Origin of the sequence: Micromonospora sp. SL1-18 (assembly GCF_047921505.1) — a bacterium.
Classification (GTDB): Bacteria; Actinomycetota; Actinomycetes; order Mycobacteriales; family Micromonosporaceae; genus Micromonospora.
Genome location: NZ_JBLROA010000010.1, coordinates 26107 through 48168, shown reverse-complemented (window position 1 = coordinate 48168; position 22062 = coordinate 26107). Strand labels below are relative to the sequence as shown.

Genomic DNA, 22062 nt, shown 5'->3' with positions numbered 1-22062 from the left:
GTCGAGGCTCCCGCGTGACTCGTATTACTTCACTGATACCGCCTGTCGGGCGTCGCGGACGGCTAATAGCGGCGGTCGCCGCCTTGGCGATCGTGATGGTGGCGACGATGATGCTGACGTCCGCCGCATCGACGAACTCCCCCTACACGTGCGCACCCACTACCCGAGACACGATCGAGGGTGCGAACGGGGACGCCTCGGTCATCGGCTGGGAGGCGAACCGCCAGGGGGTGGTGGCCTGTCTCGGTGGCAGCTTCTACGTGCAGAACGGCGTGAACACCACCTACGGGTACGGTATCTACAACAACTCCCCCACCAAGTGGTACAACGCCGAAGGCTACCTGCCGGCGCTCGTCACCAGCTTCAAGGCCGATGGCGCCGACGTGTCGATCACCAACTTCGGTGACAAGGTGGTGATCGACGGCAACGCCTACGTCGCCATCTACAGCCGGGTGAAGGTGCACAACCCGACCAAAAAGCCGGTGGACGTTTCGCCTGCCCCTTCCGCCGGTCTTCTTCCGCTCAACGACGCCCTCGAAACGGTGGCACCGGGAGCCACGGTCAACCATGACTACGTCGTCGTGGCCGACCGGTTCGGCGGGACTTACGCGTGGCCCTCGGACACGGCGCTCCAGGGGGCCGGCGGTTTCGACAAGCACTACGCGCACATGCGGTCGTACTGGAACGGCAGGCTCGCCCAGGTCGCCCAGATCGCTGATCTGCCTAACAGGGATCTCGTCGACGCCTACAAGAGCGGATTCATCTACACCCATATCATCCGTCGCGGGGATCAGCTCAACACCGGTGCGAACGGCGGCTACTCCAAGGAGTACAGCCACGATGCCATCGGCATCCTGGTCAACCTCTTCACGCAGGGTGACTTCAGTAACGCCCGCGCCCTGCTGGAGCGGGCGAACACCGTGGTCGGCACCCAGCCCAGGTTTCCCGACGCCAAGTGGACCTACGCTTGGCCATGGGCCATATACCTGCAGAAGACAGGCGACCTGGCCTTTGTGAAGGAGCACTTCGACAAGGCGGGCCCGCTCGGCGACAGCCAGGAGCCGAGCATCAAGACCACCGCCCACATGATCGCCGCGGACAGAACCGGGCCGGGCGGCATCATGAAGATGACGGCTGACATCGACTCCGACGGCTACTGGGCCATCGACAACTACACCGCGTTGACGGGGCTCGCCGCCTACCGGTATCTGGCGGAGCGGGTCGGCGACAGCGCGGAAGCCGTCTGGGCCCGCGACGAGTACGACAGCCTGCTCGCCGCGGTCAACAAGAGCCTCGAAACGACCATCAGTACCTACAACCTCGATTACCTGCCGTGCTCGATGGTGCAGCCGAATACTTACAACGACTGCAGAAGGGCAGAGGACGCCAACTGGGCCGCCCCGTTCCTGTTCGGACGGTGGGCATGGGACGGCTACCTTTTCGGCGCTCCCATCAGCGGCCCGGGGTCCACCATGATCGACGCCACGTACGACCATGGCTTCTTTCGGCTTCAGGGCAAGGTGCCCGCCGGCACCTTCGGGGGTTACGGGGGCAGGACCTACTCCAGCGCGTACAACGCCGGCTATGGCGAGTGGGGGCTGGCGAGCGGCAACCATCGCGACCAGGGGATCCTGTCCTACGAGTTCATGATCGACAACGCGCAGAGCGGGCCTTACTCCTGGTGGGAGAACCAGGAGGCTCCCGGCACCACGTCGCCGTGGGTCGGCGTGCACCCTGAGGGCGGATGGGGCTCGGCTCCTCATGCGTGGGGTATGGCCAACGCCAACAAGGTGCTGCTGGACTCCCTCGTCGCCCAGCGTGCCGACGGCAAGCTCATCGTCGGCCGGGGAATCCCCGGCAAGTGGCTGACGGGCGGCAAGCCGTTCGCGGTGACCAACTTCCCCACGACCGACGGCCGGCGTGTGGACGTCACGATCAAAACCCGGCACAAGGCCGTCACGTTGCTCCTCAGCGGAGATAAGCCCTCCTCGGACGTGCTGTTCCAGCTCCCGGCGTTCGTCAACAACATCGCCGGCGCCTCTGTCGGAACCATCGACCAGGCAACGGGTACCGTGACCCTCTCGCCCGATACAAAGATGGTCACCGTGGACCTACGACGCGCGCCGCTGGCGGCAACTCGGCTGACATTGAACCCCGCGACGAGCATCGTGGCCACTCCTGGGCAGAAGACGACGGTCAGCAGCACCCTGACCAACAGCGGCCCAGGCGCGGTCTCCGACGTCCGCCTCGCCCTCACCGTCCCGTCGGGCTGGCAAGTGACACCGGCCGGTCGCAATTCGACCGGCCGTCTCGCAGCCGGATCCTCTTTCACCGCGCGCTGGACGGTGACCGCCCCGAGCACCGCAAGCGGGACGCAGGTCGCGAACCTGGCGGCCACCGCGCGCTACACCGACACCTCGACCGGCGAACCCGTCGACGTCGCCAACAAGTCGGTACCCACCCCCGTGATCACTTCCGTGTCACCGGCCACAGCCTCCGAGGGAGACGTGGTGACAGTGAGAGGAGCGAACTTCGGGGCGAGCAAGGGCAGCAGCTACCTCGCCTTCGACAATGCGGGGACGACCTGGGGGCAGTTCAATTCCAATGCGACGTTCACGCTGAACAGCTGGAGCGACGACGCGATTACCTTCACGATTCCGTCGCCGTCGGGATCTGGCGGGGAGTGGCACGTAGTACCGGGCACCACCGCCACCGCCAGGTTGACGACCATCTACGGGGAGACGCCCACCAGCACGCTGACGATCGGGGATTAGCTCGGCAATTCGGCGTCCGCCTTCGATTCAACCAAGAAAAAGGCGCACCCGGGCGTCGCCCTATCGTTCCGGCGTGCCGAATGACCAGGACCTGGACAACGCGAGCGAGATAATCGTCGCTGATGCCTACGACGCCGACCACAATGAACCTCGCGCACGGGCATGGCTCCAAGACGAGGGCTGGGACGACGACCATCCACTGCGGGGAGGGTGGCCGGTTACATGAAATCCGCCTCGCCCTCTCGTGCCGGGCGGGTGGTCGGGATGCCGCAGCCGGCCAGCCGCCGTCCAAGTGCCGCTGGGAGCCAATGCCCGAGGGACGACAGATAACGATCATGTAACGGGCGCGAACCTTTCCCGGCCCCTGACGGGTCTCCCTTGTCATCGGCCCAACCGGGGCCAGGGGAGGGCATCGGATGAAGCTGGTGTGGAGGCGGGCCGTCGAGGCGCGCGGGCTGTTGCTCGCCGCCGCCGTCGCGGCCCTGGTCGCGGTCGCGCTGGTCACCGGGCTTTCCGACTACAACCGCCGAGCGGTCGACGCGGGTCAGCGGGCGGTGTTCGCCGCCGCCCCGGCCGAGGAGCGCAGCCTGCTGGTCAGCGGCTCCGGTGGCCGGGACGCCGCGGCGTACGCCGAGCGGGACCGGGCGGTCCGGGCCCAGTTCGCCGACGGGCTCGGCGGCGTGCCGGTGACCGTCGCTGGCGCCCGCAACGGCACCGGACGCGAGCTGACCGGGGACCTCGGCGCCGCCCGGATCGGCAACGACCCCATGTTCGCCAACCTCGCCACCCTGACCGACCTGTCCGCGCACGCCGAACTCACCGCCGGCTCCTGGCCGACGCCCGGGACGACGCCGCTGCAGGTGACGCTGCCCGAGAAGATCGCCGGCCAGCTCGGGCTGCGGATCGGGGACCGGGTGCCGCTCTACGACCGCAGCGCCGAGCGGGCCGGCGCGGTGGTCGTCGCCGGCACCTGGCGGCCCCGCGACCCGGGCGAGCCGTACTGGCGACTGGCCCCGGGCGTGGGCGACAGTAAGGGGATCGATGCGGTCACCTCGTACGGTCCGTTCGCGCTGGACCCGGCCGACTTCGCACGTACCTTCCCCGGCTCCACGTCCGCCGCCTGGCTGGTCGCGCCCGACCTCGCCAGCGTCGAACCGAGCCGGCTGGCCGGGGTCAAGGCCGCCGTCGCCGCCGTCGCCGAGGAGATCCCCGAGGCCACCGGTCTCGGCTCCTCCGCCCAGACCGTCAGCAACCTGGACCGGCTCGCCGACCGGCTCGGCCGGGCCGATCTGGTCGGCCGGTCCGCACTGCTCACCCCGCTGCTGCTGATCGTGGTCCTCGGTGGGTACGCGCTGGTGCTGGTCGCCGCGCTGCTCAATGAGGACCGGCGGGCGCAGACCGCGCTGCTGCGCGCCCGGGGCGCCGCCCGTGGCCAGCTCGCCGGTCTCGCCGTACGGGAGGCGGCCCTGGTGGTGGCTCCGGCCGTCCTGCTCGCCCCGCCGCTGACCGGAACGGCGGTGCGGTGGCTCGGCGCCGACCTACGGCTGGCCGGCGGGGCCTACGGCCAGGTCTGGGCGGTCGCGGTCGCCGCCGCGATCGGTTGCCTGCTGGCCATGGTGATGCCCGCGCTGCGGCGGGCCGGCACCTACGTCGCCGACATGGCGGCCCGGTCCCGCCCGACCCGGGGTGCGGCCGTGCAGCGGGCCAGCGTCGATCTGGCGCTCGTCGCGCTCGCCGTGCTCGCCTGGATCCAGCTGCGGCAGTACTCCTCGCCCCTCGCGGGGGCCGGTGGGCAGCTCGGCATCGACCCGCTGCTCGCCGCCGCGCCCACCATCGGCGTGCTGGCCGGGGCGGTGGTCGCACTGCGGCTGCTGCCGCCGGCGACCCGGTTCGCCGAGCGGTTCGTCGACCGGCGACCGTGGACCGCCGTCATCCTCGGGATGTGGCAGGCGGGCCGTCGGCCGCACGCCGGCCCGGTGTTGCTGCTCGCCCTCGCCGTCGGCAGCAGCACCCTGGCCTGGTCGATGCTGGCGTCCTGGGAACGGTCTCAGGAGGACCAGGCCCGGCACAGCGTCGGCACCGACCTGCGGCTGGTCGAGCGCAACGGCGTCGCGCCGGCCGACCGGGCCGCCGCGCTGGCCGCGGTGCCGGGCGTGGACCGGGTGCTGCCGGCCTGGCGCGACGACGTCCGGCTGGGCCGCAAGGATCTGCCGGTGACCGTGGTGAGCCTGGACGCGGCCGGCGCGAAGGGGCTGCTCCGGCTCGACGACGCCGTCGGCGACGCGTCCGCCTCGGAGCTGCTCGACCGGATGGCGCACCGCCTGGCGCCTCCCGGGGTCGCCATCCCGGACGGTGCCCGACAGCTCGCCGGCACCGTCCGTACCCCGGTCGTCTCGCCGTTCGGGGAACCGCGGGTCGCCGTCGTGGCGCTGCTCGCCACCGACGGCGGTACGACCTGGCGGCTGCCGCTGGCGGTGGGGCAGGGCGACCGGCCGGTGCCGTTCTCTGTCCCGCTGCCGGAAACCGGCGGTACGCCGCTGCGCCTGATCGGGTTCGAGGCCGACGCGGGCGCGGCGACCGGCACCAGCTACCGCCTGCGCCTCGACGGGCTCCGGCTCACCGACGCCGGCGGCGGCGCGCTGGATTTCTCCCTCGGCACCGGCTGGCGGCTGATCGATCCCCTGCAGGGCCCGGGCGGGCCGGCACCGGTCGGCGGCACCAGCGTGGACGTCACGCACGAGGTGGAGTTGCCGGAAGGGCTCTGGCGGCTCGTGGCCCAACCTCCGTCCCGGTTCGCCGTGGTGCCGGCCGGGGACGACCCGTCGGTGCCCGCGCTCATGACGCCCGGCGCCGCGGCGGCGTTGAACCTCCACGACGGGGACACGGTCACCCTCTCGCTCTCCGGGGTGTCCCTACCGGTCCGGCTGGTCGGGCAGGTCGCCGCCGTGCCCGCCACCGAGCGGGACGGAATCCTGCTGGACCTGCCCACGGCCGCCGACTGGCTGCTGCTCCAGCAGGGCACGATCCGGCCGCTGTCCGAGTGGTGGCTGGGGACCGGTGACGACCACTCCGCCGCCGCGGCGGCCCTCGCCGAGCTACCCGGCACCACCCTGCTCGACCGGCGCCAGGTCGCGGCGGAGGCGGCCCGGGACCCGTACTGGCTGGGCGCCCGCACCGGCTTACTCGCCGCCGCCCTCGGCGCGGTGCTGCTCGCGCTGGTCGGCCTCGCGGTCGACGTCTGGGCGACGGCCCGGCGCCGGATGACGGAGTTCGCCGTGCTGCACACACTCGGCGCGGCACCGCGCCTGCTCGCCCGGGCGCTGCTGGCCGAACAGTCCTTCCTCGCCGGCATCGGGGTCGGGGTAGGCCTGCTGGTCGGGGCAGGGGTGGCAGCCACCATGGTGCCTCGGGTGATCCTCACCCCGGCCGCCGGCCGGCCGGTGCCCGACGCGGCCCTGATCGTGCCCTGGACGCCGGTCGGGGCGACCGCGCTCGGGCTGCTGGCGATCGCCCTGATGTTCAGCGCCATCATCACCGCCGGCATCCGCCAGCGGGTGGCCGCGGCCCAGCTTCGGATCGGGGGAGAACGATGAGTCTGCTGGCGGTCGCCCGGCGGGTGCGGGCGTACGGGGGGCACTTCCTGCTGCTCGCCGTGCTGACCCTGGTCACCGCGCTGCTGATCACGGCGGTGCCCCGGGTCGCCGATCGGTTGACCGGGCAGGGGCTGCGCGAGCACGTCGCGAACCAACAGCCGGCGCGCCGCGACCTGACCTACACCTCCGAGCCGGAGCTGGTGTCGAAGAGCACTACCCGGGTCGCCGCCACCCGGGCCGCCGAGCTGGACACCCTCCACGGCCGGATGCCCCCTGCCGTCCGCGTGACGATCGGGGAGCGGTGGTACCAGGCGCAGACCGAGTTCGGCCGGCTGCGCGGCCCGCGGCTGACCGCCGACAAGGGGCTGATCGACCTCAGCCTGCGCGTGGTCACCGGCATCCAGGCGGCGGCCACCCTGGTCGAGGGACGCTGGCCCGACACGGACCCGGACGACGCGATCGAGGTGGCGCTGGCCGACACGGTGGCCGGGAAGCTCGGGCTGCACGCCGGCGACCGGTTCACCTACTCGCTGCTCGGCAGGGACGACAAACCGCTGCAGGTCAGCCGGGTTGTCCTGGTGGGCGTGTTCCGGCCGACCGACCCGACCGACGGGATCTGGGACGCCCTGCCGTCGATGCTGCGGCTCGCCGAGCCCGAGGGCGACGGCAAGCCGTTCCTGGGCGTCGGGGTGACCAGCGAGCGCGGCTTCGACGTCGCGGCGACCTCCGGCTGGCCGATCAGCTTCGGCTGGCGCTACCGCATCTCGCCGGACCGGATCACCGCGAATCAGCTCACCGCGCTGATCGACGGGCTGGCCGCCCTGGAGCGGACCCGCCCGGCCGGGCTCACCCTCACCCAGGGCATCGACATCCCGCTGCGGCGCTTCGCCGAGTCGCTCGCCGCCGCCCGTACGCTGCTCGCCGTCATCGCCTCCGGGCTGCTCGCCACCCTGGCCGGCCTGACCCTGCTCGCCGCCCGGCTGGCGGCGCGTCGACGCCGCACCGAGTACGCGCTGATCCGCGCCCGGGGCGGCTCGACCGGCGCGGTGCTGCGCCGCGGGCTGGCCGAGTCGGCGCTGGTCCTGCCGCTCGCCGCCGGCACCGGCTGGCTGCTCGGCGGGCTCCTCCCCGGCGACGGCACCGACCTGCGCTGGATGTTGCTCGCCGCGGTGGCGGCCACGCTGCTCCTGCCGGTCACCGCGCTCACCGTCACCCGGAGTGGTGGCGGGCGGGCCGACCTGGTCGGCGCCCGCTCCACCGCCGTGCGGCTGACCGTCGAGGTGACCGTGCTCGCCGTCGCCGCCCTCGGGGCGTTCCTGCTGCGCCGGCGCGGGCTCACCCTCGACGGGACGGTGGACCCGCTGCTGGTGTCCGTGCCGGTGCTGCTGGCGGTCGCCGCGGCGCTGGTCGCGCTGCGCGCGTACCCGTGGCCGCTGCGGCTGTTCAGCCGGGCCGCCGCACGGGCCCGAGGCAGCGTCGCGTTCCTCGGCACGGCCCGCGCCGGCCGGTCCGCCACCACCGGCCCGCTCGTCGTGGTGGTGCTGGCCATCGCCACCGCCGCGTTCTGCGGGGTGGTGGCGGCCGGCATCGAGCACGGCCGGGACCAGGCCGCCGTGCGCGCCGTCCCCGGGGACGTCCTGGTCAACGGGGAACGGTTCGCCCCGGACACCACCGAGGCGCTGGCCGCGCTGCCCGGGGTGCGCGCGGTCGCCCCGCTGCTGGTCGAGCCGGGCCAACGCCCGTACGCCGACGAGGCCGGCCGGCTCAGCGGCGTCCGCGAACTCCGCGCCCTGCTGGTCGACGGCGACCGCTTCGCCGAGGTGGCCCGCCGCGCCGGCGTCGCGGTGACCGTGCCCGACCCGCTGCGGGTCACCGGCGACCCGGCGGCGCCGCTGCCGGCGCTGGTCTCCCCGGCGCTCGCCAAGGAGTTCGCCACCGCCGGGCTCGCCGACCGGGAGGGGCGCCGGCCCGCCTGGCTGGACGTGCAGGGCAACCGGCTGCCGGTGCGGGTCGCCGGCACCGTCGAGGAGTTCGCGCTGGTCGACCGGAGCGTGGACCGGTTCCTGGTGCTGCCCTGGCCGGCGCTGCCGGCGAACGCCCCGCACCCGCTCGCCCCCACCGGCTTCGTACTCGCCGGCGCCGGGATCGACCCGGCCGCGGTGGCCCGGGTCGTCGACGAGGGGCAGCGGCGCTACCAGCGGACCGGATCCCTCGTCGCCGGCGAACGGCCCCGCCAGCCGGAGGTGCTCACCCGGTCGGCGGTCCGTGCCGAGCTGGGCGGCAGCGGGGTGAACGGCCTGCTGGTCTTCGGGTTCACCATCGGCGCGGTCGGCGGCGGCGTGCTCGGCCTGCTCGCGCTCGCGTTCGCGGTGCTCGCCGAGGCGCGCAGCCGGGGGCAGGTGCTGTCCCGGTTGCGCACCATGGGGCTGTCCCGCCGCCAGTGGCGGGGCCTGCTGCTGGTGGAGCTGACTCCGCTGGTGCTGGCGTCGGTGCTCACCGGCGCGCTGGTCGGCGCGCTGCTGCCGGTGCTGCTCACCCCCGTGCTCGGCCTGCCCGCCTTCACCGGTGGGGTGGCGGTGCGGGCCGCCTTCGAACCCGGCCTGGTGGCCGGCGTGCTGGGCCTCGCCGTGCTGGCCCTCGGCTTCGCGGTAACCGTCGAGGCCCTGAACAACCGCCGGATGCGCCTCGGCGAGGTGCTCCGGCTCGGAGAGGAGAGCTGAGTTGGCATCCTCCCGGCTCTGAAGAGGGCCGGGATTCTCACGGTCGCCCGTGAGGTTTCCTGTTTCATCGCCGACTGCCTTTCCGGGAGGACTTGTTCCCTTGAGGTCTTACATCAGCTCCGCAGGCGTTTTACCTCTCCGCCAGCCCGGCGGCGAGGATGTTTCTAGCGGCGTTGATGTCCCGGTCGTGCTCGACTGCGCAGCCGGGGCACGTCCAGGTGCGGTCGTTGAGGGCGAGGTTGGTGTTGATCCGCCCGCAGGCCGAGCAGGTCTTGGACGACGGGTACCACCTGTCGATGGGGATCACCTCACGCCCGTACCAGGTGGCCTTGTACTCCAGCATGCTGCGGAACTGACCCCAGGCGGCGTCGGAGATGACGCGGGCCAGGCGGCGGTTACGGAGCATGTCACGCACGCTGAGGTCTTCGATCACGACCGTTTGGTTCTCACGGACGAGCCGAGTGGTCAGCTTGTGCAGGTGGTCCCGCCGCCGGTCGGCGATCCGGGCATGAATCCGGGCCACCGTGAGCCGGGCCTTCGCCCGGTTGTTGGAGCCCTTCTGTTTGCGGGCCAGGTTCCGCTGGGCCTTGGCCAGCTTGCGCCGGTCGGTCTGCCCGTAGCGTGGGTTGGCCACCTTGCCGTGCTCGTCGCTCACCCCGGGTATCGGGTGGGACAGGGTGAGCAGAGTGGTGATACCCGCGTCCACACCGACCTCCGCCGTGACAGGCGGCAGCGTCTTCACGGCCGGGTCCTCGATCAGGATGGATACGAACCAGCGGCCGGCGGCGTCGCGGGACACGGTGACCGTGGAGGGTTCTACCCCGTCGGGCAGGGGCCGAGACCACACGATGTTCAGCGGGGTGTCCATCTTGGCCAACGTGAGCCGGCCGTCGCGCCAGCGGAAGGCGGAGCGGGTGTATTCGGCCGACGCCCGGGACTTGCGTTTGGATTTGAACCTCGGGTATCGGGTCCGCTTGTCCCAGAATGCCACGAACCCGGCCTGCAAGTGCCGCAGCGTCTGCTGCAACGGAACCGACGACACCTCGTTCAGAAACGCCAACTCCTGCGTGCGTTTCCACTCAGTCAGCCACGACGAGGACTGCACGTACGTGGTGCGCCGACGGTCAACCGCCCATGCCCGGGTCCGCGCCTCCAACGCCCGGTTGTACACCAGTCGCACGCACCCGAACGTCCGGTTCAACAGCTCAGCCTGTTCCGGGGACGGGTAGAAGCGGTACTTGTACGCCCGCTTCGCCACCTCACCCACACCTCACAATTTACCGTCCACGTACGACAAACATCCGAAGGGAGGGAGCGGCGTTTCCTCCCGGCCCTGAACGGCCGGGTTTCCACGCCGCAACTCCGATGACAGCGACCACCGAAGCGTCCGCCGTGCCGGACCTCGCCGCCCTCCAGCAGCGCGCCGCTCAGCGCGCCGCCGAACGGGCCGGCGGGCGGGACCGGCTGCGCGGGCACATCGTCTGTGACGGCCTGGTCCGCATCTTCAAGACCGAGGGGGTGGAGGTCGTCGCGCTCCAGGGCCTCGACCTGGTCATCGACCGGGGCGAGCTGGTGGCGATCGTCGGCGCCTCCGGTTCCGGCAAGTCGACCCTGCTGAACATCCTCTCCGGGCTGGACACCCCCACCGCCGGCATCGCCCGGGTCGCCGAGTACGACCTGCTCGCCCTGTCGAACCGGCGCCGGCTCAGCTACCGCCGGCAGGTGGTCGGCTTCGTCTGGCAGCAGACCGGCCGGAACCTGCTGCCGTACCTGACCGCGCTGGAGAACGTGGAGCTGCCGATGCGGCTGGCCGGCGGGCGGGGTCGGCGGGAGCGCCGGGAACGGGCCCGCGAGCTGCTCGACCTGGTCGGCGTCGGCTACTGCGCGGACCGGAAGCCCAGCCAGATGAGCGGCGGCGAGCAGCAGCGCTGCGCGGTCGCCGTGGCGGTGGCCAACGACCCGGAGGTGCTCTTCGCCGACGAGCCGACCGGCGAGCTGGACGAGGCGACCGGCGTCGAGGTGTTCACCGCGCTGCGGAACATCAACGCCGAGCTGGGCGTCACCATCGTGGTGGTCACCCACGACCACGCCGTGGCCGGCCAGGTCCGGCGGACCGTCGCCATCCGCGACGGCCGGACCTCCTCGGAGGTACGCCGTACCGCGCGGGTCGCCGCCGACGGCAGCACCGAGCTGGTCAGCGAGGAGTACGCGGTGCTCGACCGGACCGGCCGGATGCAGCTGCCGGCGCCCTTCGTGGACGCCCTGTCCCTGCGCGACCGGGTCCGGCTCAACCTGGAACCCGACCACGTCGAGGTGCGGCCCGGCGACCGGGCGCACGCCGAACGGAGTGAGGCATGACCGAGCCAACTTTGGCGCCGACAAGCGTCGCCACCACCGACGAGGTGGTCCGGGTGGAGGGGGTGAGCCGGACCTTCGGCAAGGGCGAGCACGCCGTGCACGCCGTACGGGACGTCTCGTTCTCCGCCGGACGCGGCGAGCTGGTGGCGGTCCGGGGCAGGTCCGGCGCGGGCAAGACCACCCTGCTCAACGTCGTCGGTGGCCTCGACCGGCCGGACGCCGGGCGGGTCCGGGTGGCCGGGCACGACGTGACGGCCGCGAGCGAGCGGGAACTGCTCGCGCTGCGCCGGGGCACCGTCGGCTTCGTCTTCCAGACCTTCGGGCTGGTGCCGATCCTGTCCGCGGCCGAGAACGTCGGGGTGCCGCTGCGGCTGGCCAAGGTGCCGGCCGCGGAGCGGGAACAGCGGGTGGCCGTGCTGCTGGAACTCGTCGGGCTGGGCGGGCACGCCGCGCAGCGCCCGTACGAGCTGTCCGGCGGTCAGCAGCAGCGGGTGGCGGTGGCCCGGGCCCTGGCGAACGAGCCGGACCTGCTCATCGCCGACGAGCCGACGGGCCAGCTCGACTCGGAGACCGGGCGGTCCATCATGGACCTGCTGCGCGCCGTGGTGCACGCCCGGGGCATGACCGCCCTGGTCGCCACCCACGACCCGGCCCTGATCGAGATGGCCGACCGTACCCTCATCCTCCGCGACGGCCGCCTGGTGGACGACTGACCGCCGACGGGTGGGTCAGGCGCGGCAGCGGCGGTGGTGATAGGCGATGGTCAGGGCGAGCAGGAGGGGGCCCCAGAGGAGCAGCGGGACGTAGCAGGCCACCAGCAGCGCGAAGCCGGCCGGCGAGAAGCCCAGGCCGTCGCCCTCGACGACGAGGTCTCGGGCGAGCATGCCCCAGGTGGCGTACGCCCAGACGACGGTGACGGCGACGGCGCCGGCGGTGGCGACGGTGACCGCGAACGACGGCGGCACCCGGCGCCCGCCCAGCAGCGGCAGCCAGCGGGGGAACACCTCACCCCACGGGCGGACCAGGCCGAGCGAGAGCAGCGCCAGCGCCTCCGAGATCACGCTCAGCGAGAGGATGCTGATGCTCTCCCAGCCGTGCGTGCGGGCGGGCGCGCCGTGCTCGTACGCGCCGAGCGGCACCCCGGCGACCAGGGCGACCCGCCACAACCCGGACGGCAGGACGGCCAGCGGGATGAGGTGGGCGACCCGGACCGCCCAGGCGGGTGCGGGGCGGCCGTCGCGCGGATGGACGGCAGGGCCGGCTGGCCTGACGGCTGTGGGCATCATGGTCCTCCTCGGCTGTCCGTCCAGCCTGCCCCGGGCACCGGCCCCGGTCGTCCCGCCCGGCGGGGAAGCGGCTCCCCTGCGCGGGGGAAGGATGTCAGAGTGCCAGCTTCATGCCCTCATGGCTGGCCGCGAAGCCGAGGTTGCGGTAAAAGCGATGCGCGTCGGTGCGGGTCTTGTCGGTGGTGAGCTGCACCAGCGCGCAGCCCCGCTCCCGGGCCCGGTCGATCGCCCAGGTCATCATCTCCCGGCCCAGCCCTCGGCCCCGCCGGTCGGAGCGGACCCGGACCGCTTCGATCAGCGACCGTTCGGCGCCGTGCCGGCCCAGCCCCGGGAGGTACGTGATCTGCATGCAGCCGACCAGTTCACCGCCGGCGTCGGCGACGACCAGGTGGTTGCGCGGGTCGGCGTCGATGTCGGCGAACGCCTTCTCGTACGCCTCGTCCACCTCGATGAAGTCGCGGGCCTTGCCCAGCACGTCGTCGGCGAGCAGGGCGATGATGGCGGGCAGGTCCGCGCGGACCGCCTCCCGGAAGATCACGTCGGTCACCCTGGCAGCGTGCCACAGCGACACCCGGCGATACGCCTGCGTCGGGGGCCCGGTTGCCCGGCAGTTCGCCGCCCGTCAGTCGGTGGCCGGGCGGGGCTGCAGCGGGAGGACGAGTGTGTCTTCGGCCAATGGATCCTTCGAGGGCACAGGGATCTGGGTGGTTGGAGAGGTGGGTGCGGTGGTTGCGGGTCGAGTGGATTCGTCCCGGCCCGGGCGGCCGGCGCGGGCGTTCGCGGCGGCCAGCCCGTTGCGCAGCATCCTCGCTAGCGGCCGCTCGATCAGGCGGTGCACCAGCCATGCCGCACCGAGCATGAGGAGCACGACAGCCACGAGGACGACCGGGCGCGGAGCGACGTCGCGCACCGCGTGGATGATGGCCCAGCCGATGTACTCGTGCAGCAGGTACAGGGGGTACGTGAGCAGACCGGCCGTGGTCAGCCACCGCCCTTGGATCGACGCCGTCCAACCAAGCGCGATCACGGTCATCACCAGGAAGAACGCGGTGATCAGCAGGACACCCACGACCGGCGACAGGTGAACGGTCAGCCCCTTACCGGTGACGTGGTTCACACGCCGCACGGTCCAGAACTGGGCGAGCAGGTACGAAGCACCGACCAGTCCCCAGAGCATGAGGTCAGGCCCGAACCGGTGGATGAGGTAGAGGGCGATGCCGGCCACGAAGAACGGCGCGTACTCCGGTTGCAGGATCGTCCGCAGCAGTTGCTGGTCGGAGTTGGCTACCAGGACCGATGCGATGAGCCAGGCGTAGCAGAACTTCGTGGTCCGGCTCAGCGTCAGGCCCCGCCACACCACTACCAAGAAGAGCAGGTAGAACAGGGCCTCGTTCCAGAGCGTCCAGTACACGGCATCGACCGCGGGGCGGTCGAGCGCACCCTGCAGCATCGTGAGGTTGAGCAGGACGTCGCTCCAACTCTGCCTCGTGCGCACGGTGGGCCACAGCGCCACCACGGCTGTGGTGATGAGCACGGCCGCCCAGTACGCCGGGTAGAGCCGGGTCACCCGGGAGCGGAAGAACGCCCCGGGCGTGCGGCCCCAGCAGCTCATGCAGATGACGAAGCCGCTGATGATGAAGAACAGCTGAACGCCGAGGAACCCGTACGCGGTTACCTGATGCAGATGCGGGAACGCGACATCGGGCTTCGCGCCCCAGGCGCCTTCCACTCCATTGATGTACGCGGTGTAGTGGTACATCACCACCATGAGCGCGGCGACCAGGCGCAGGCCGTCGATGACCGCGAGTCGCCCGGCCCGCGAACGGCCCTCGCGGGTGGGCGCAGCGGGGGGTGAACCGGATTCGCGCCGGCCGAACACGATCGCCATGGCGACGTACCTTACCGGTGCCACAGCATCGGCAACTCGGCCGTCTCGGTCGTCTCTCCGACGGTCGCCCGATCAGCGGGCCGGGCAGCGCAGCCCCGCCCTGGGCACGGTCAGCGAGATCAGGTACTTGTCGACGGCTTCGGTGATGCAGGCGGTCTGCGGATAGGCCGTGTGCCCCTCGCCCTCCCAGGTGAGCACCCGCCCGGCCCCGAGCATCGAGGCGAGCGCGCCGGTCTGCTCGTACGGTGTGGCCGGGTCGCCAGTGGTGCCGACCACCACGATCGGCGGCGCGCCGGCCGCCTTCCCGGTCGGGTACGGATCCCGCGCCCCGGGCCACTCGACGCAGCCGAGCATGCCCACGGCCAGGGCCGGGCCGAAGAGCGGATATTTTTGCCGCCACTGCGACTGGAGTTGGCGGATCTGCTCCCGGCTCGGCTTCTCGGTCTCGTCCGCGCAGTTCACCGCCAGGTTGGCGTCGAACAGGTTCGAGTAGTGCCCGTCGTCGCCGCGGTCCGCGTACGCGTCGGCGAGGTCGAACACGCCGGTCGGGTCGCCGCCCTGCAACGAGTCGATCGCCCGGGCCAGCTCCTGCCAGCCCGCCTCGGTGTAGAGGGAGGAGATGACCGCGTAGAACACCCAGCCCGCGGTGGCCTTCCGGCCCTTCTGGCCGCGTACCGGGGAGACCCTGGCCTTGTCGACGGCGGCGGTGACCGCCGCCCGGGCGTCCGGGGCGATCGGGCAGCGGCCGGCGTTGGCCGCGCACCAGCGGGCGAAGTTGTCGAAGGCCCGCTCGAAGCCCTTGGCCTGGCTCTCCGACCCGGCGATCAGCTTCTGCTGCGGGTCGACCGCGCCGTCGAGCACCAGCGCCCGCACCCGCTGCGGGTAGAGCTGGGCGTACACCGCGCCCAGCAGGGTGCCGTAGGAGTAGCCGAGGTAGGTGAGCTTGTCGTCGCCGACCGCCGCGCGTACCGCGTCCATGTCCCGGGCGGCCTGCTCGGTGCCGTAGAGCGGGAGCTGGTCACCGTACTTGTCGCCGCAGCCCGCGCCGATCCGCCGGTTCAGCGCGACGAACCCGTCGAAGGCCGCCTGGCTCTCCGGATCGGGGTCAAAGCCGAAGCTGGCGTCCAGGTCGGCGTCGGGGATGCACTTGACCGGGCTGGACCGGTCGACCCCGCGGGGGTCGAACCCGACGATGTCGAAACGGTCGGTCACCGTGGTCGGCAGTCCGCCGAACGCCGAGCCGAACGAGAGGTAGACGGCGGTGTCCACGCCGGAGGCCCCGGGCCCGCCCGGGTTGACCACCAGCGAACCGATCCGGTCGTGCTGCTTGGCGGAGCGGATCCGGATCAGCGCGATCTCGAAGGTCTCCCCGGTGCCGGGCCCGGTGGTCGCGCCAGTGGTTGCGCCGTTGCCCCAGTTGCGGGGTACGAGGATCCGGGCGCACTCGTAGCGCATGCCGGCCGCGCCCCGGCCGACCAACTGGTCGGGGATCTCGGGGCAGGCGCGCCAGGTCGGGGCGGTGCCGGGTGGCGCCGCCGCACCCTGGCTCTCGGCCCGCGGAGCGAACGCCGGCAGTGTGCAGCCGGCGGTGAGCACCACCGCGGCGGCGAAGCCGGCCAGCCCTGGGGTGAGCCGGACTCGGCGGATCCGGTCGGAGAAGCGGGGCACCTGGCAGCCTTCCGTGATCATGTCCGACGGCCAGGCTAACCTATTTGATTACAAATTCGCAGCGACCATAGAATCGCCGTGTGGGGATTCTTCGACTGTCGATGGTCGCCGCGAAGCTTCTGGGTGTGCACCCGGTGACGCTTTGTCTGTGCGCTGAATCGGGGAAGATTCCGGCTTGTCTGTCGGTCGAGTCCGGGCAGCGTCAGGCTGGTGGCCGGTGAGTCGGAAGCTGCCGCTGGTCGAAGGCGAGACCGTGCGGACGGCGTGTGCCCGCTCGTTGCTGCGTTCCGGGGTGGACGAGGAGACTGGTGAGGTCCTGTCGCCGGTTGTGCTTGCGCAGCGGGTGGGTTGGTGTGCTGATCTGGTGGCGGGCATGGTGGGCGTGCTGCTGGCCGGGCACTGGAACGCGGGTGATGTTGATTTGCTTGGCTGCGGGGTGGATGCCGGTGGTCGGAGGCTGCCCTCGAACGCGTGGATGGCGTTGCGGCGGCTGGGCTGGACGACTGCCGCGCCTGCGAATGTGCGGGTGAATGACCGGATCGTGCGGATGGCGCAAGAGCAGGCGGGGCGTGTTCTGCGTTCGGTGAAGTGGCGTGCCGATGTGACCGCTGGGATCCTGTCGACGTGGCCGGTCGACCCGCGTAAACGCACCTCCAACGAGTGGGAGCGGGTGCGGGCGGCGGTTCCGGGCGGGGAAGGTCTGCCGTCGAGTGTCATCAAGGGCCGGACGCGGCAGGCCGCCACGTTCCTCAACGCCAACGGTCGTTTGCCGGTGGATGTGTTCGAGCTTGAAGATGTCCCGACGGTTGCGCGGATGCTGCTGTTGGCGGCGTGTGACCGGCAGCAGGCCACCATCGAACGCAGCGACATCGACCCCACGAGAGCACTGCTCCGGTTGCAGTTGCCGACCTGTGCGGATCCGCGAGCGTACGGGGACTGGACGTGGGTGGCCTGTCCGATCAGCCTGCCGCCCACGGTGCCCGCTTCGGCGGTGCTGCACCTGCCTACCCTGCGCGTCACCGGCGGCAAGGTGCACGTTGACATGGCGTACTCGCACCCGGTGCCGGCAGCCCGGCGTACCGGTCACCCGGTGGCGCTGGGCGTGGACTGGGGCCTGAACACCCTGTTGTCCGCAGGGGCCCTGCGACTCGGGCAGGACGGTCGGATCACCGCGTTGGGGGCCGGTGGCCAGTTCCGGGCCGCGGGTATCCTGGCCAAGCAGCACCGCCTACGCCGCCTGTCAGAACGGCTGTACGCCAAGGTCGACCACTACCAGCGGCTGATCGGCGATGATCAGCAGCACGAACTCGTTGGTAAGCATGCGGTCCTGCGCGATGAGATCCAGTATGTGTCCGCCCGCCGCGCGAATTTGAACCACGCGCTCGCCTGGGCTGCCGCCCGGTGGGTGGTAGACCAGGCGGTCGCCGCCGCCGCGACCGTCATCTACCTAGAGGACCTGCGGTCGATGGAAGCCAAGGGCATGGGCCGTAGCTTGAACACGCGCCTGTCCCAGCAGCTCCGCGGGAAGATCGTCGACCGTATCCGGGACCTTGCCGCCGAGCAGGGTGTCGGGGTGGTCACCGTCCCCGCCCGCAACACCTCCAAACAATGCCCGCACTGCCTGACCCCGCTTCAGCACCGTAAAGCCCCCGACCAGCCGACTGTGGCGGGCTGGAAGTGGGCCGTCTGCCCCAACCAGTCGTGCCGCTGGCAGGGCGACCGCGACCACGGGGCATGGCGGCGCGTCGCCGCCCGGGGCCTGACTCATCAGGCCACGACCGTTATCGACAAGGCCAGCGGGCACATGGTGATCCGCACCGTGGTCGACAAACTTGAAGCATCGGCGGTCGTCACGCCGACCAGCCGGAAGGGCCGGTCCAAGACCGGGCCTACCCGGCAGAAGCCATCACGCCCCGCGCCCAGGCGACGCAGGGCACCCTCCCCCACCCGGCCTCATGGCCGGGCGGGCAAGCGTCCGGAGGGACACGCACCAACGGACCGGAACCGGCTGCCCCGCGCAGCCCACCGGCACCAGGGCGTGAACACGATCAGCACACCCACCACCGGCCACCGGCCACGAGGAGCAGCGCTGGGCGCGGGATTCCATTTCCACGCCCACGCAACACCACCACGGTGGGAAACGATCCCGGAAACACCATCCGACTCAGGATCGATAAGCTGATCAGAGACCCTACGCCCGGCCCGACGCGTCGCCGACGGTCGCCGCCGGATCCCCCCGCAGCACCTGGTCGACGTCGTAGCGGATCGGGCGCTCCAACTGGTCGTAGGTGCAGGAGCGGGGATCGCGGTCGGGGCGCCAGCGGACGAACTGGGCGGTGTGCCGCAGCCGGTCGCCCTCCATCGCGTCGTACCCGACCTCGACCACCAGTTCGGGGCGCAGCGGCTCCCACTCGAGGTTCTTGGTGCCGGTCCACCGGCTCACCCCGCCGGGGATGCGCTGGCCCCGCTCGTGGTCGCCGTGCACCCACGGGTGGTCGCCGCCGACGTCGCGGTAGGGCTCCAGCTCCGTCAGCAGCTCCTTGCGGCGGGCTGCGGTGAACGACGAGCTGACCCCGATGTGGTGCAGCACGCCGGCGTCGTCATAGAGGCCGAGCAGCAGCGAGCCGACCACCGGACCGGACTTGTGCCAGCGGAAGCCCGCCACCACCGCGTCGGCGGTGCGGGCGTGCTTGACCTTGAACATCAGCCGCTTGCCCGGCTCGTACGGCAGGTCGGCCGGCTTGACGATGAGGCCGTCCAGCCCGGCCCCCTCGAACACGTCGAACCAGCGCCGCGCGGTCTCCGGGTCGGTGGTCACCTGGGTGACGTGCACCGGCGGTCGGACCCGGGCGAGGGCCTGCTCCAGCCGGGCGCGCCGCTCCGGGTAGGGCCGGTCGGTGAGCAGCTCGTCGCCGAGGGCGAGCAGGTCGAAGGCGACGAAGTCGGCCGGGGTGGTCTCGGCGAGCAGCTTCACCCGGGAGGCGGCCGGGTGGATCCGCTGGGCGAGCAGCTCGAAGTCGAGCCGGGGCCGGCCGGAGGCGCCGTCCCGGCGGATCACGATCAGCTCGCCGTCGACCGCGCACCGGGGCGGAAGCTGCCGGCGCGCCTGTTCGACCACCTCGGGGAAGTAGCGGGTCATCGTCTTGCCGCCCCGGCTGGCCAGCTCGACCTCGTCGCCGTCGCGGAAGATGATGCAGCGGAAGCCGTCCCACTTCGGCTCGTACGTCATGCCGGGGGCGGTGGGCAGTTGGGGCACGCTCTTGGCCAGCATCGGCTCGACCGGCGGATTGATCGGCAGGTCCACGGCGAACAGTCAATCAGACCCCACCGACAGTGGTGAGGCAGGTCACCGCCGCCGTCGGGTGGCGTGTCCCCGGCCGACCCGTTCGTCCCCGGCGAGCGGATGGCGAAACCGCAGGTCAGCGCTAGCGTTCGCCGCGTGCCGGAGTGGAGTTGCGGGTGCTGCGGGCGCTGGCGGGTCAGCGTCGAGCTGATCCGGGGGCGCTACCGGTACCGGCTGGTGCACCGCTACCGCCCGGAGCTCGGCGGCGGCGCCAACGTCATCGGCGAGGTCGCCTCGGTGGCCGAACTGGAGGAGCTGCTCCGCCGGTACGCCCCGGTCGGCCTGGCCGACCTCCGCGAGGCCGCCTGACCGTGCGCCGCACTGTCAGCGCGGATCGGCCCCAAGAGTCTTCTCCAGCACGGCCAGCCGGACGCCGTTCGGGTCCGGCCGGTGCGCCACGATCCGGTAGCCGTGCCGGTCGTACAGCCGAAGGTTGTCGGTGCTGTCGGCACCCGTGAACAGGGCGAACCGGGCCACCCGGCCGGCGCAGGCCGCCTCGATCGCGGCGAGCAGCCGCCCGCCGACGCCCCGGCCCTGCTGGTCGGGGGCGACCGAGAGCCGGCCGACGTGTGCGGTGTCTCCGTCGATCCGGGCGCGTATCGACCCGACGAGGCGATGCTTCAGCCGGGCGGCCAGCACAGTGGCCGGGCCGGCCAGGTCAGCGCGGACCTCGTCGAGGGCCTCGGTCAGCGGCGGCAGGAACGGATCGGCGTAGCGCTGCGCCTCGACCAGGTACGCGGCGCGCTGCACGGTGAGAATCTCGCCGGCGTCCGCGACGCCGGCCGGGGCGATGGTCACCTGATCGGTCACCCGGCCAGCTCAGCACAGCCCGCCGGACCGACGCCGGGCGGCCCACTTGCCCCGCCCGTACCCTGGCGCGAGGAGGTGTTCGCCGTGCCCGAGCTGACGTATCCCGAAGTGGGGGCGACCCGCGACGGACGGCTGCCGGCCGGCTACCACCACCTGCGGCACCGGGTCCGGCTGCCGGACGGCTGCTTTCCGGGCGCGGCCGACGCCGTGCTCGGCTGGCGGCTGCACCGGGCGGCCCGGGTGGCGATGCGTACCGACGCGCCCCGCGCCGACGCGGGGGTGCGGGTCACCCCCGGCCTGGGCGTCGGGCCGCTGCGGATCTGGGGCCCGACCGAGGTGGTCTGGGCGGTGGACGAGCCGGACCGGGCCGGGTTCGGCTACGGCACCCTGAACGGGCACCCGGAGGCCGGCGAGGAGGCGTTCCTGGTCACCCGGGCGGCCGACGGGGTCTGGTTCGAGGTGACCGCCTTCAGCCGCCCAGCCCGCTGGTACATCCGGGTCGCCGGGCCCGCGGCCCGCGCCGTCCAGCACGCGTACGCCTGGTGGCTGGGGCGGACGCTGCGCCGGCTCTGCGCCGGTCAGTAGCTCGCGAACGAGCGGATGGTCGCCCGGGGACCGTACCGGGGGGCCTGGATGCCGGCCGCCTCCAGCAGCAGGCAGACCCGCCCCCGGTGGCCCCGGAACGGCTTCAGCAACGCCAGCATCCGGGTGTCGTCGCCGCGTGGCTCCCCGGCGAGCGCCCAGGCCACGGTGTTGGGGATGTGGTAGTCGCCGACGCTGACCGCGTCCGGATCGCCGTACGCGATCCGGACCACCTCGGCGGCGGTCCACGGGCCGATGCCGGGGATCGCGGTGAGCCGGCGGGTGGCCTCGGCGGCGTCGGCGCAGTGTTCCAGCCGCTCCGCGGCGGCGGCCGCGCGCCGCAGCGTGTCGGCCCGCCGTTGCTCCACTCCGAACGGATGGAACACCCAGTACGGGCTGGCCGCGACCGCCGCCGGCTCGGGCGGCAGCAGCAGCGGCAGCGGCCCGGGTGCCGGCTCGCGGAAGTGCCGGACCGTTGCCGCGTACGCCCGGTAGGCCTCCTTGCCGGTGACCTTCTGCTCCAGCACGGCCCGCAGCAGCCGGGGGAAGATCTGGCCGGTTGCCGGCATCCGCAGCCCGTGGTGCTCCCGGGCCAGCCGGGCCACCACCTGGTGGGCGGCGGCCAGGTCGGCGAAGCCGGTCAGGTCGTCGCGGAGCCCGGCCACCGCGTCGGCCCGTTCGACCACCCAGTCGGCCCCGGGCCCGTACCCCTCGGCGACCAGGTCGCCGGCCTCGGGGCGCAGCGCGAGGGTGGCCGGTCCGGCCGGGGTGCGGGTGGCCCACCAGAAGACGCCGGCGGCGATGCGGGCACACGGGTCGTGCGGGCTGAAGGTGAGGGACCGGACCGATGCGGCCAGCCGGTAGCCGGCCGGAGGGCGTAGCGTCCGGGTGGCGGCGGGTCCGGCAGGGGTCACCCCGACACTCTGCCAGGCCGGCGAAGGTGTGGCGGAGGCCCCTGGACCCGGGTGACCGGTGCCTCGGACGTACGGCTGGCGGCGGCCGGCCGAACCGATGGAACGCATTCCCCCGAATGGGTCCAC

General features: G+C 72.3%; 16 protein-coding genes. 8 read left to right on the top strand and 8 right to left on the bottom strand.

The features are described from left to right. The first annotated feature begins 92 nt into the window (after window positions 1–92). The 3 genes from ACNAW0_RS06645 (at window position 93) to ACNAW0_RS06635 (ending at window position 9087) form a co-directional block, all read left to right on the top strand. Entirely contained in the window at window positions 93–2774 is a 2682-nt protein-coding gene (locus tag ACNAW0_RS06645) for an NEW3 domain-containing protein (protein WP_416286913.1), read from the top strand. 416 nt (window positions 2775–3190) lie between these two features. Beyond that, window positions 3191–6367: an FtsX-like permease family protein gene (locus tag ACNAW0_RS06640; RefSeq protein ID WP_416286832.1), complete on the top strand. Its 3177-nt coding sequence runs from the start codon at window positions 3191–3193 to the stop codon at window positions 6365–6367. After that, window positions 6364–9087 carry a hypothetical protein gene (locus ACNAW0_RS06635; RefSeq protein ID WP_416286831.1) on the top strand — a complete coding sequence of 908 codons (2724 nt, stop codon included), beginning with the start codon at window positions 6364–6366 and terminating at the stop codon, window positions 9085–9087. Before ACNAW0_RS06640 ends, ACNAW0_RS06635 begins: the two co-directional genes overlap by 4 nt. Before the next feature lie 130 nt (window positions 9088–9217). Here the strand turns inward: ACNAW0_RS06635 and ACNAW0_RS06630 are convergent, their stop codons facing one another. Next, on the bottom strand, window positions 9218–10354 hold the full coding sequence (locus ACNAW0_RS06630; RefSeq protein ID WP_416286830.1) for an RNA-guided endonuclease InsQ/TnpB family protein: 1137 nt from the start codon (window positions 10352–10354) through the stop codon (window positions 9218–9220). Between the two features lie 98 nt (window positions 10355–10452). On the opposite strand from ACNAW0_RS06630, the gene ACNAW0_RS06625 reads away from it, so the two are divergent. Further along, window positions 10453–11445 (top strand): ABC transporter ATP-binding protein, encoded by a 993-nt coding sequence (locus ACNAW0_RS06625; RefSeq protein WP_416286829.1) that lies wholly within the window; start codon window positions 10453–10455, stop codon window positions 11443–11445. Beyond that, on the top strand, window positions 11442–12158 hold the full coding sequence (locus ACNAW0_RS06620) for an ABC transporter ATP-binding protein (protein WP_416286828.1): 717 nt from the start codon (window positions 11442–11444) through the stop codon (window positions 12156–12158). Before ACNAW0_RS06625 ends, ACNAW0_RS06620 begins: the two co-directional genes overlap by 4 nt. A gap of 15 nt (window positions 12159–12173) precedes the next feature. Here ACNAW0_RS06620 and ACNAW0_RS06615 read toward each other — a convergent pair whose 3' ends face one another. The 4 genes from ACNAW0_RS06615 to ACNAW0_RS06600 all read right to left on the bottom strand — a co-directional run bounded on the left by ACNAW0_RS06615 (window position 12174) and on the right by ACNAW0_RS06600 (window position 16308). Further along, window positions 12174–12728 carry a hypothetical protein gene (locus ACNAW0_RS06615; RefSeq protein WP_416286827.1) on the bottom strand — a complete coding sequence of 185 codons (555 nt, stop codon included), beginning with the start codon at window positions 12726–12728 and terminating at the stop codon, window positions 12174–12176. A gap of 97 nt (window positions 12729–12825) precedes the next feature. Then, on the bottom strand, window positions 12826–13278 hold the full coding sequence (locus ACNAW0_RS06610) for a GNAT family N-acetyltransferase (RefSeq protein WP_416286826.1): 453 nt from the start codon (window positions 13276–13278) through the stop codon (window positions 12826–12828). A 75-nt stretch (window positions 13279–13353) separates the two neighbouring features. Continuing rightward, entirely contained in the window at window positions 13354–14619 is a 1266-nt protein-coding gene (locus ACNAW0_RS06605) for an acyltransferase family protein (protein WP_416286825.1), read from the bottom strand. A gap of 72 nt (window positions 14620–14691) precedes the next feature. Continuing rightward, window positions 14692–16308 (bottom strand): alpha/beta hydrolase, encoded by a 1617-nt coding sequence (locus tag ACNAW0_RS06600; RefSeq protein WP_416286824.1) that lies wholly within the window; start codon window positions 16306–16308, stop codon window positions 14692–14694. A gap of 196 nt (window positions 16309–16504) precedes the next feature. On the opposite strand from ACNAW0_RS06600, the gene ACNAW0_RS06595 reads away from it, so the two are divergent. Further along, complete coding sequence (locus tag ACNAW0_RS06595; RefSeq protein WP_416286823.1) at window positions 16505–18469, top strand: zinc ribbon domain-containing protein; 1965 nt, start codon at window positions 16505–16507, stop codon at window positions 18467–18469. A 9-nt stretch (window positions 18470–18478) separates the two neighbouring features. Here ACNAW0_RS06595 and ACNAW0_RS06590 read toward each other — a convergent pair whose 3' ends face one another. Continuing rightward, a complete protein-coding gene (locus ACNAW0_RS06590; RefSeq protein ID WP_416286822.1) occupies window positions 18479–19591 on the bottom strand; it encodes an ATP-dependent DNA ligase in 1113 nt (370 codons plus the stop codon). Between the two features lie 135 nt (window positions 19592–19726). On the opposite strand from ACNAW0_RS06590, the gene ACNAW0_RS06585 reads away from it, so the two are divergent. Next, window positions 19727–19939 carry a hypothetical protein gene (locus ACNAW0_RS06585; protein ID WP_416286821.1) on the top strand — a complete coding sequence of 71 codons (213 nt, stop codon included), beginning with the start codon at window positions 19727–19729 and terminating at the stop codon, window positions 19937–19939. Window positions 19940–19954: 15 nt separating this feature from the next. On the opposite strand, the gene ACNAW0_RS06580 is transcribed toward ACNAW0_RS06585, so the two are convergent. Then, window positions 19955–20440 (bottom strand): GNAT family N-acetyltransferase, encoded by a 486-nt coding sequence (locus ACNAW0_RS06580; protein ID WP_416286820.1) that lies wholly within the window; start codon window positions 20438–20440, stop codon window positions 19955–19957. A gap of 84 nt (window positions 20441–20524) precedes the next feature. Between ACNAW0_RS06580 and ACNAW0_RS06575 the strand changes: the two genes are divergently transcribed. Continuing rightward, a complete protein-coding gene (locus tag ACNAW0_RS06575; protein ID WP_416286819.1) occupies window positions 20525–21025 on the top strand; it encodes a DUF1990 family protein in 501 nt (166 codons plus the stop codon). Here ACNAW0_RS06575 and ACNAW0_RS06570 read toward each other — a convergent pair. Beyond that, window positions 21019–21936: a DNA-3-methyladenine glycosylase family protein gene (locus ACNAW0_RS06570; protein ID WP_416286818.1), complete on the bottom strand. Its 918-nt coding sequence runs from the start codon at window positions 21934–21936 to the stop codon at window positions 21019–21021. The two genes, ACNAW0_RS06575 and ACNAW0_RS06570, sit on opposite strands and share 7 nt — an antisense overlap. Window positions 21937–22062: the final 126 nt, after the last annotated feature.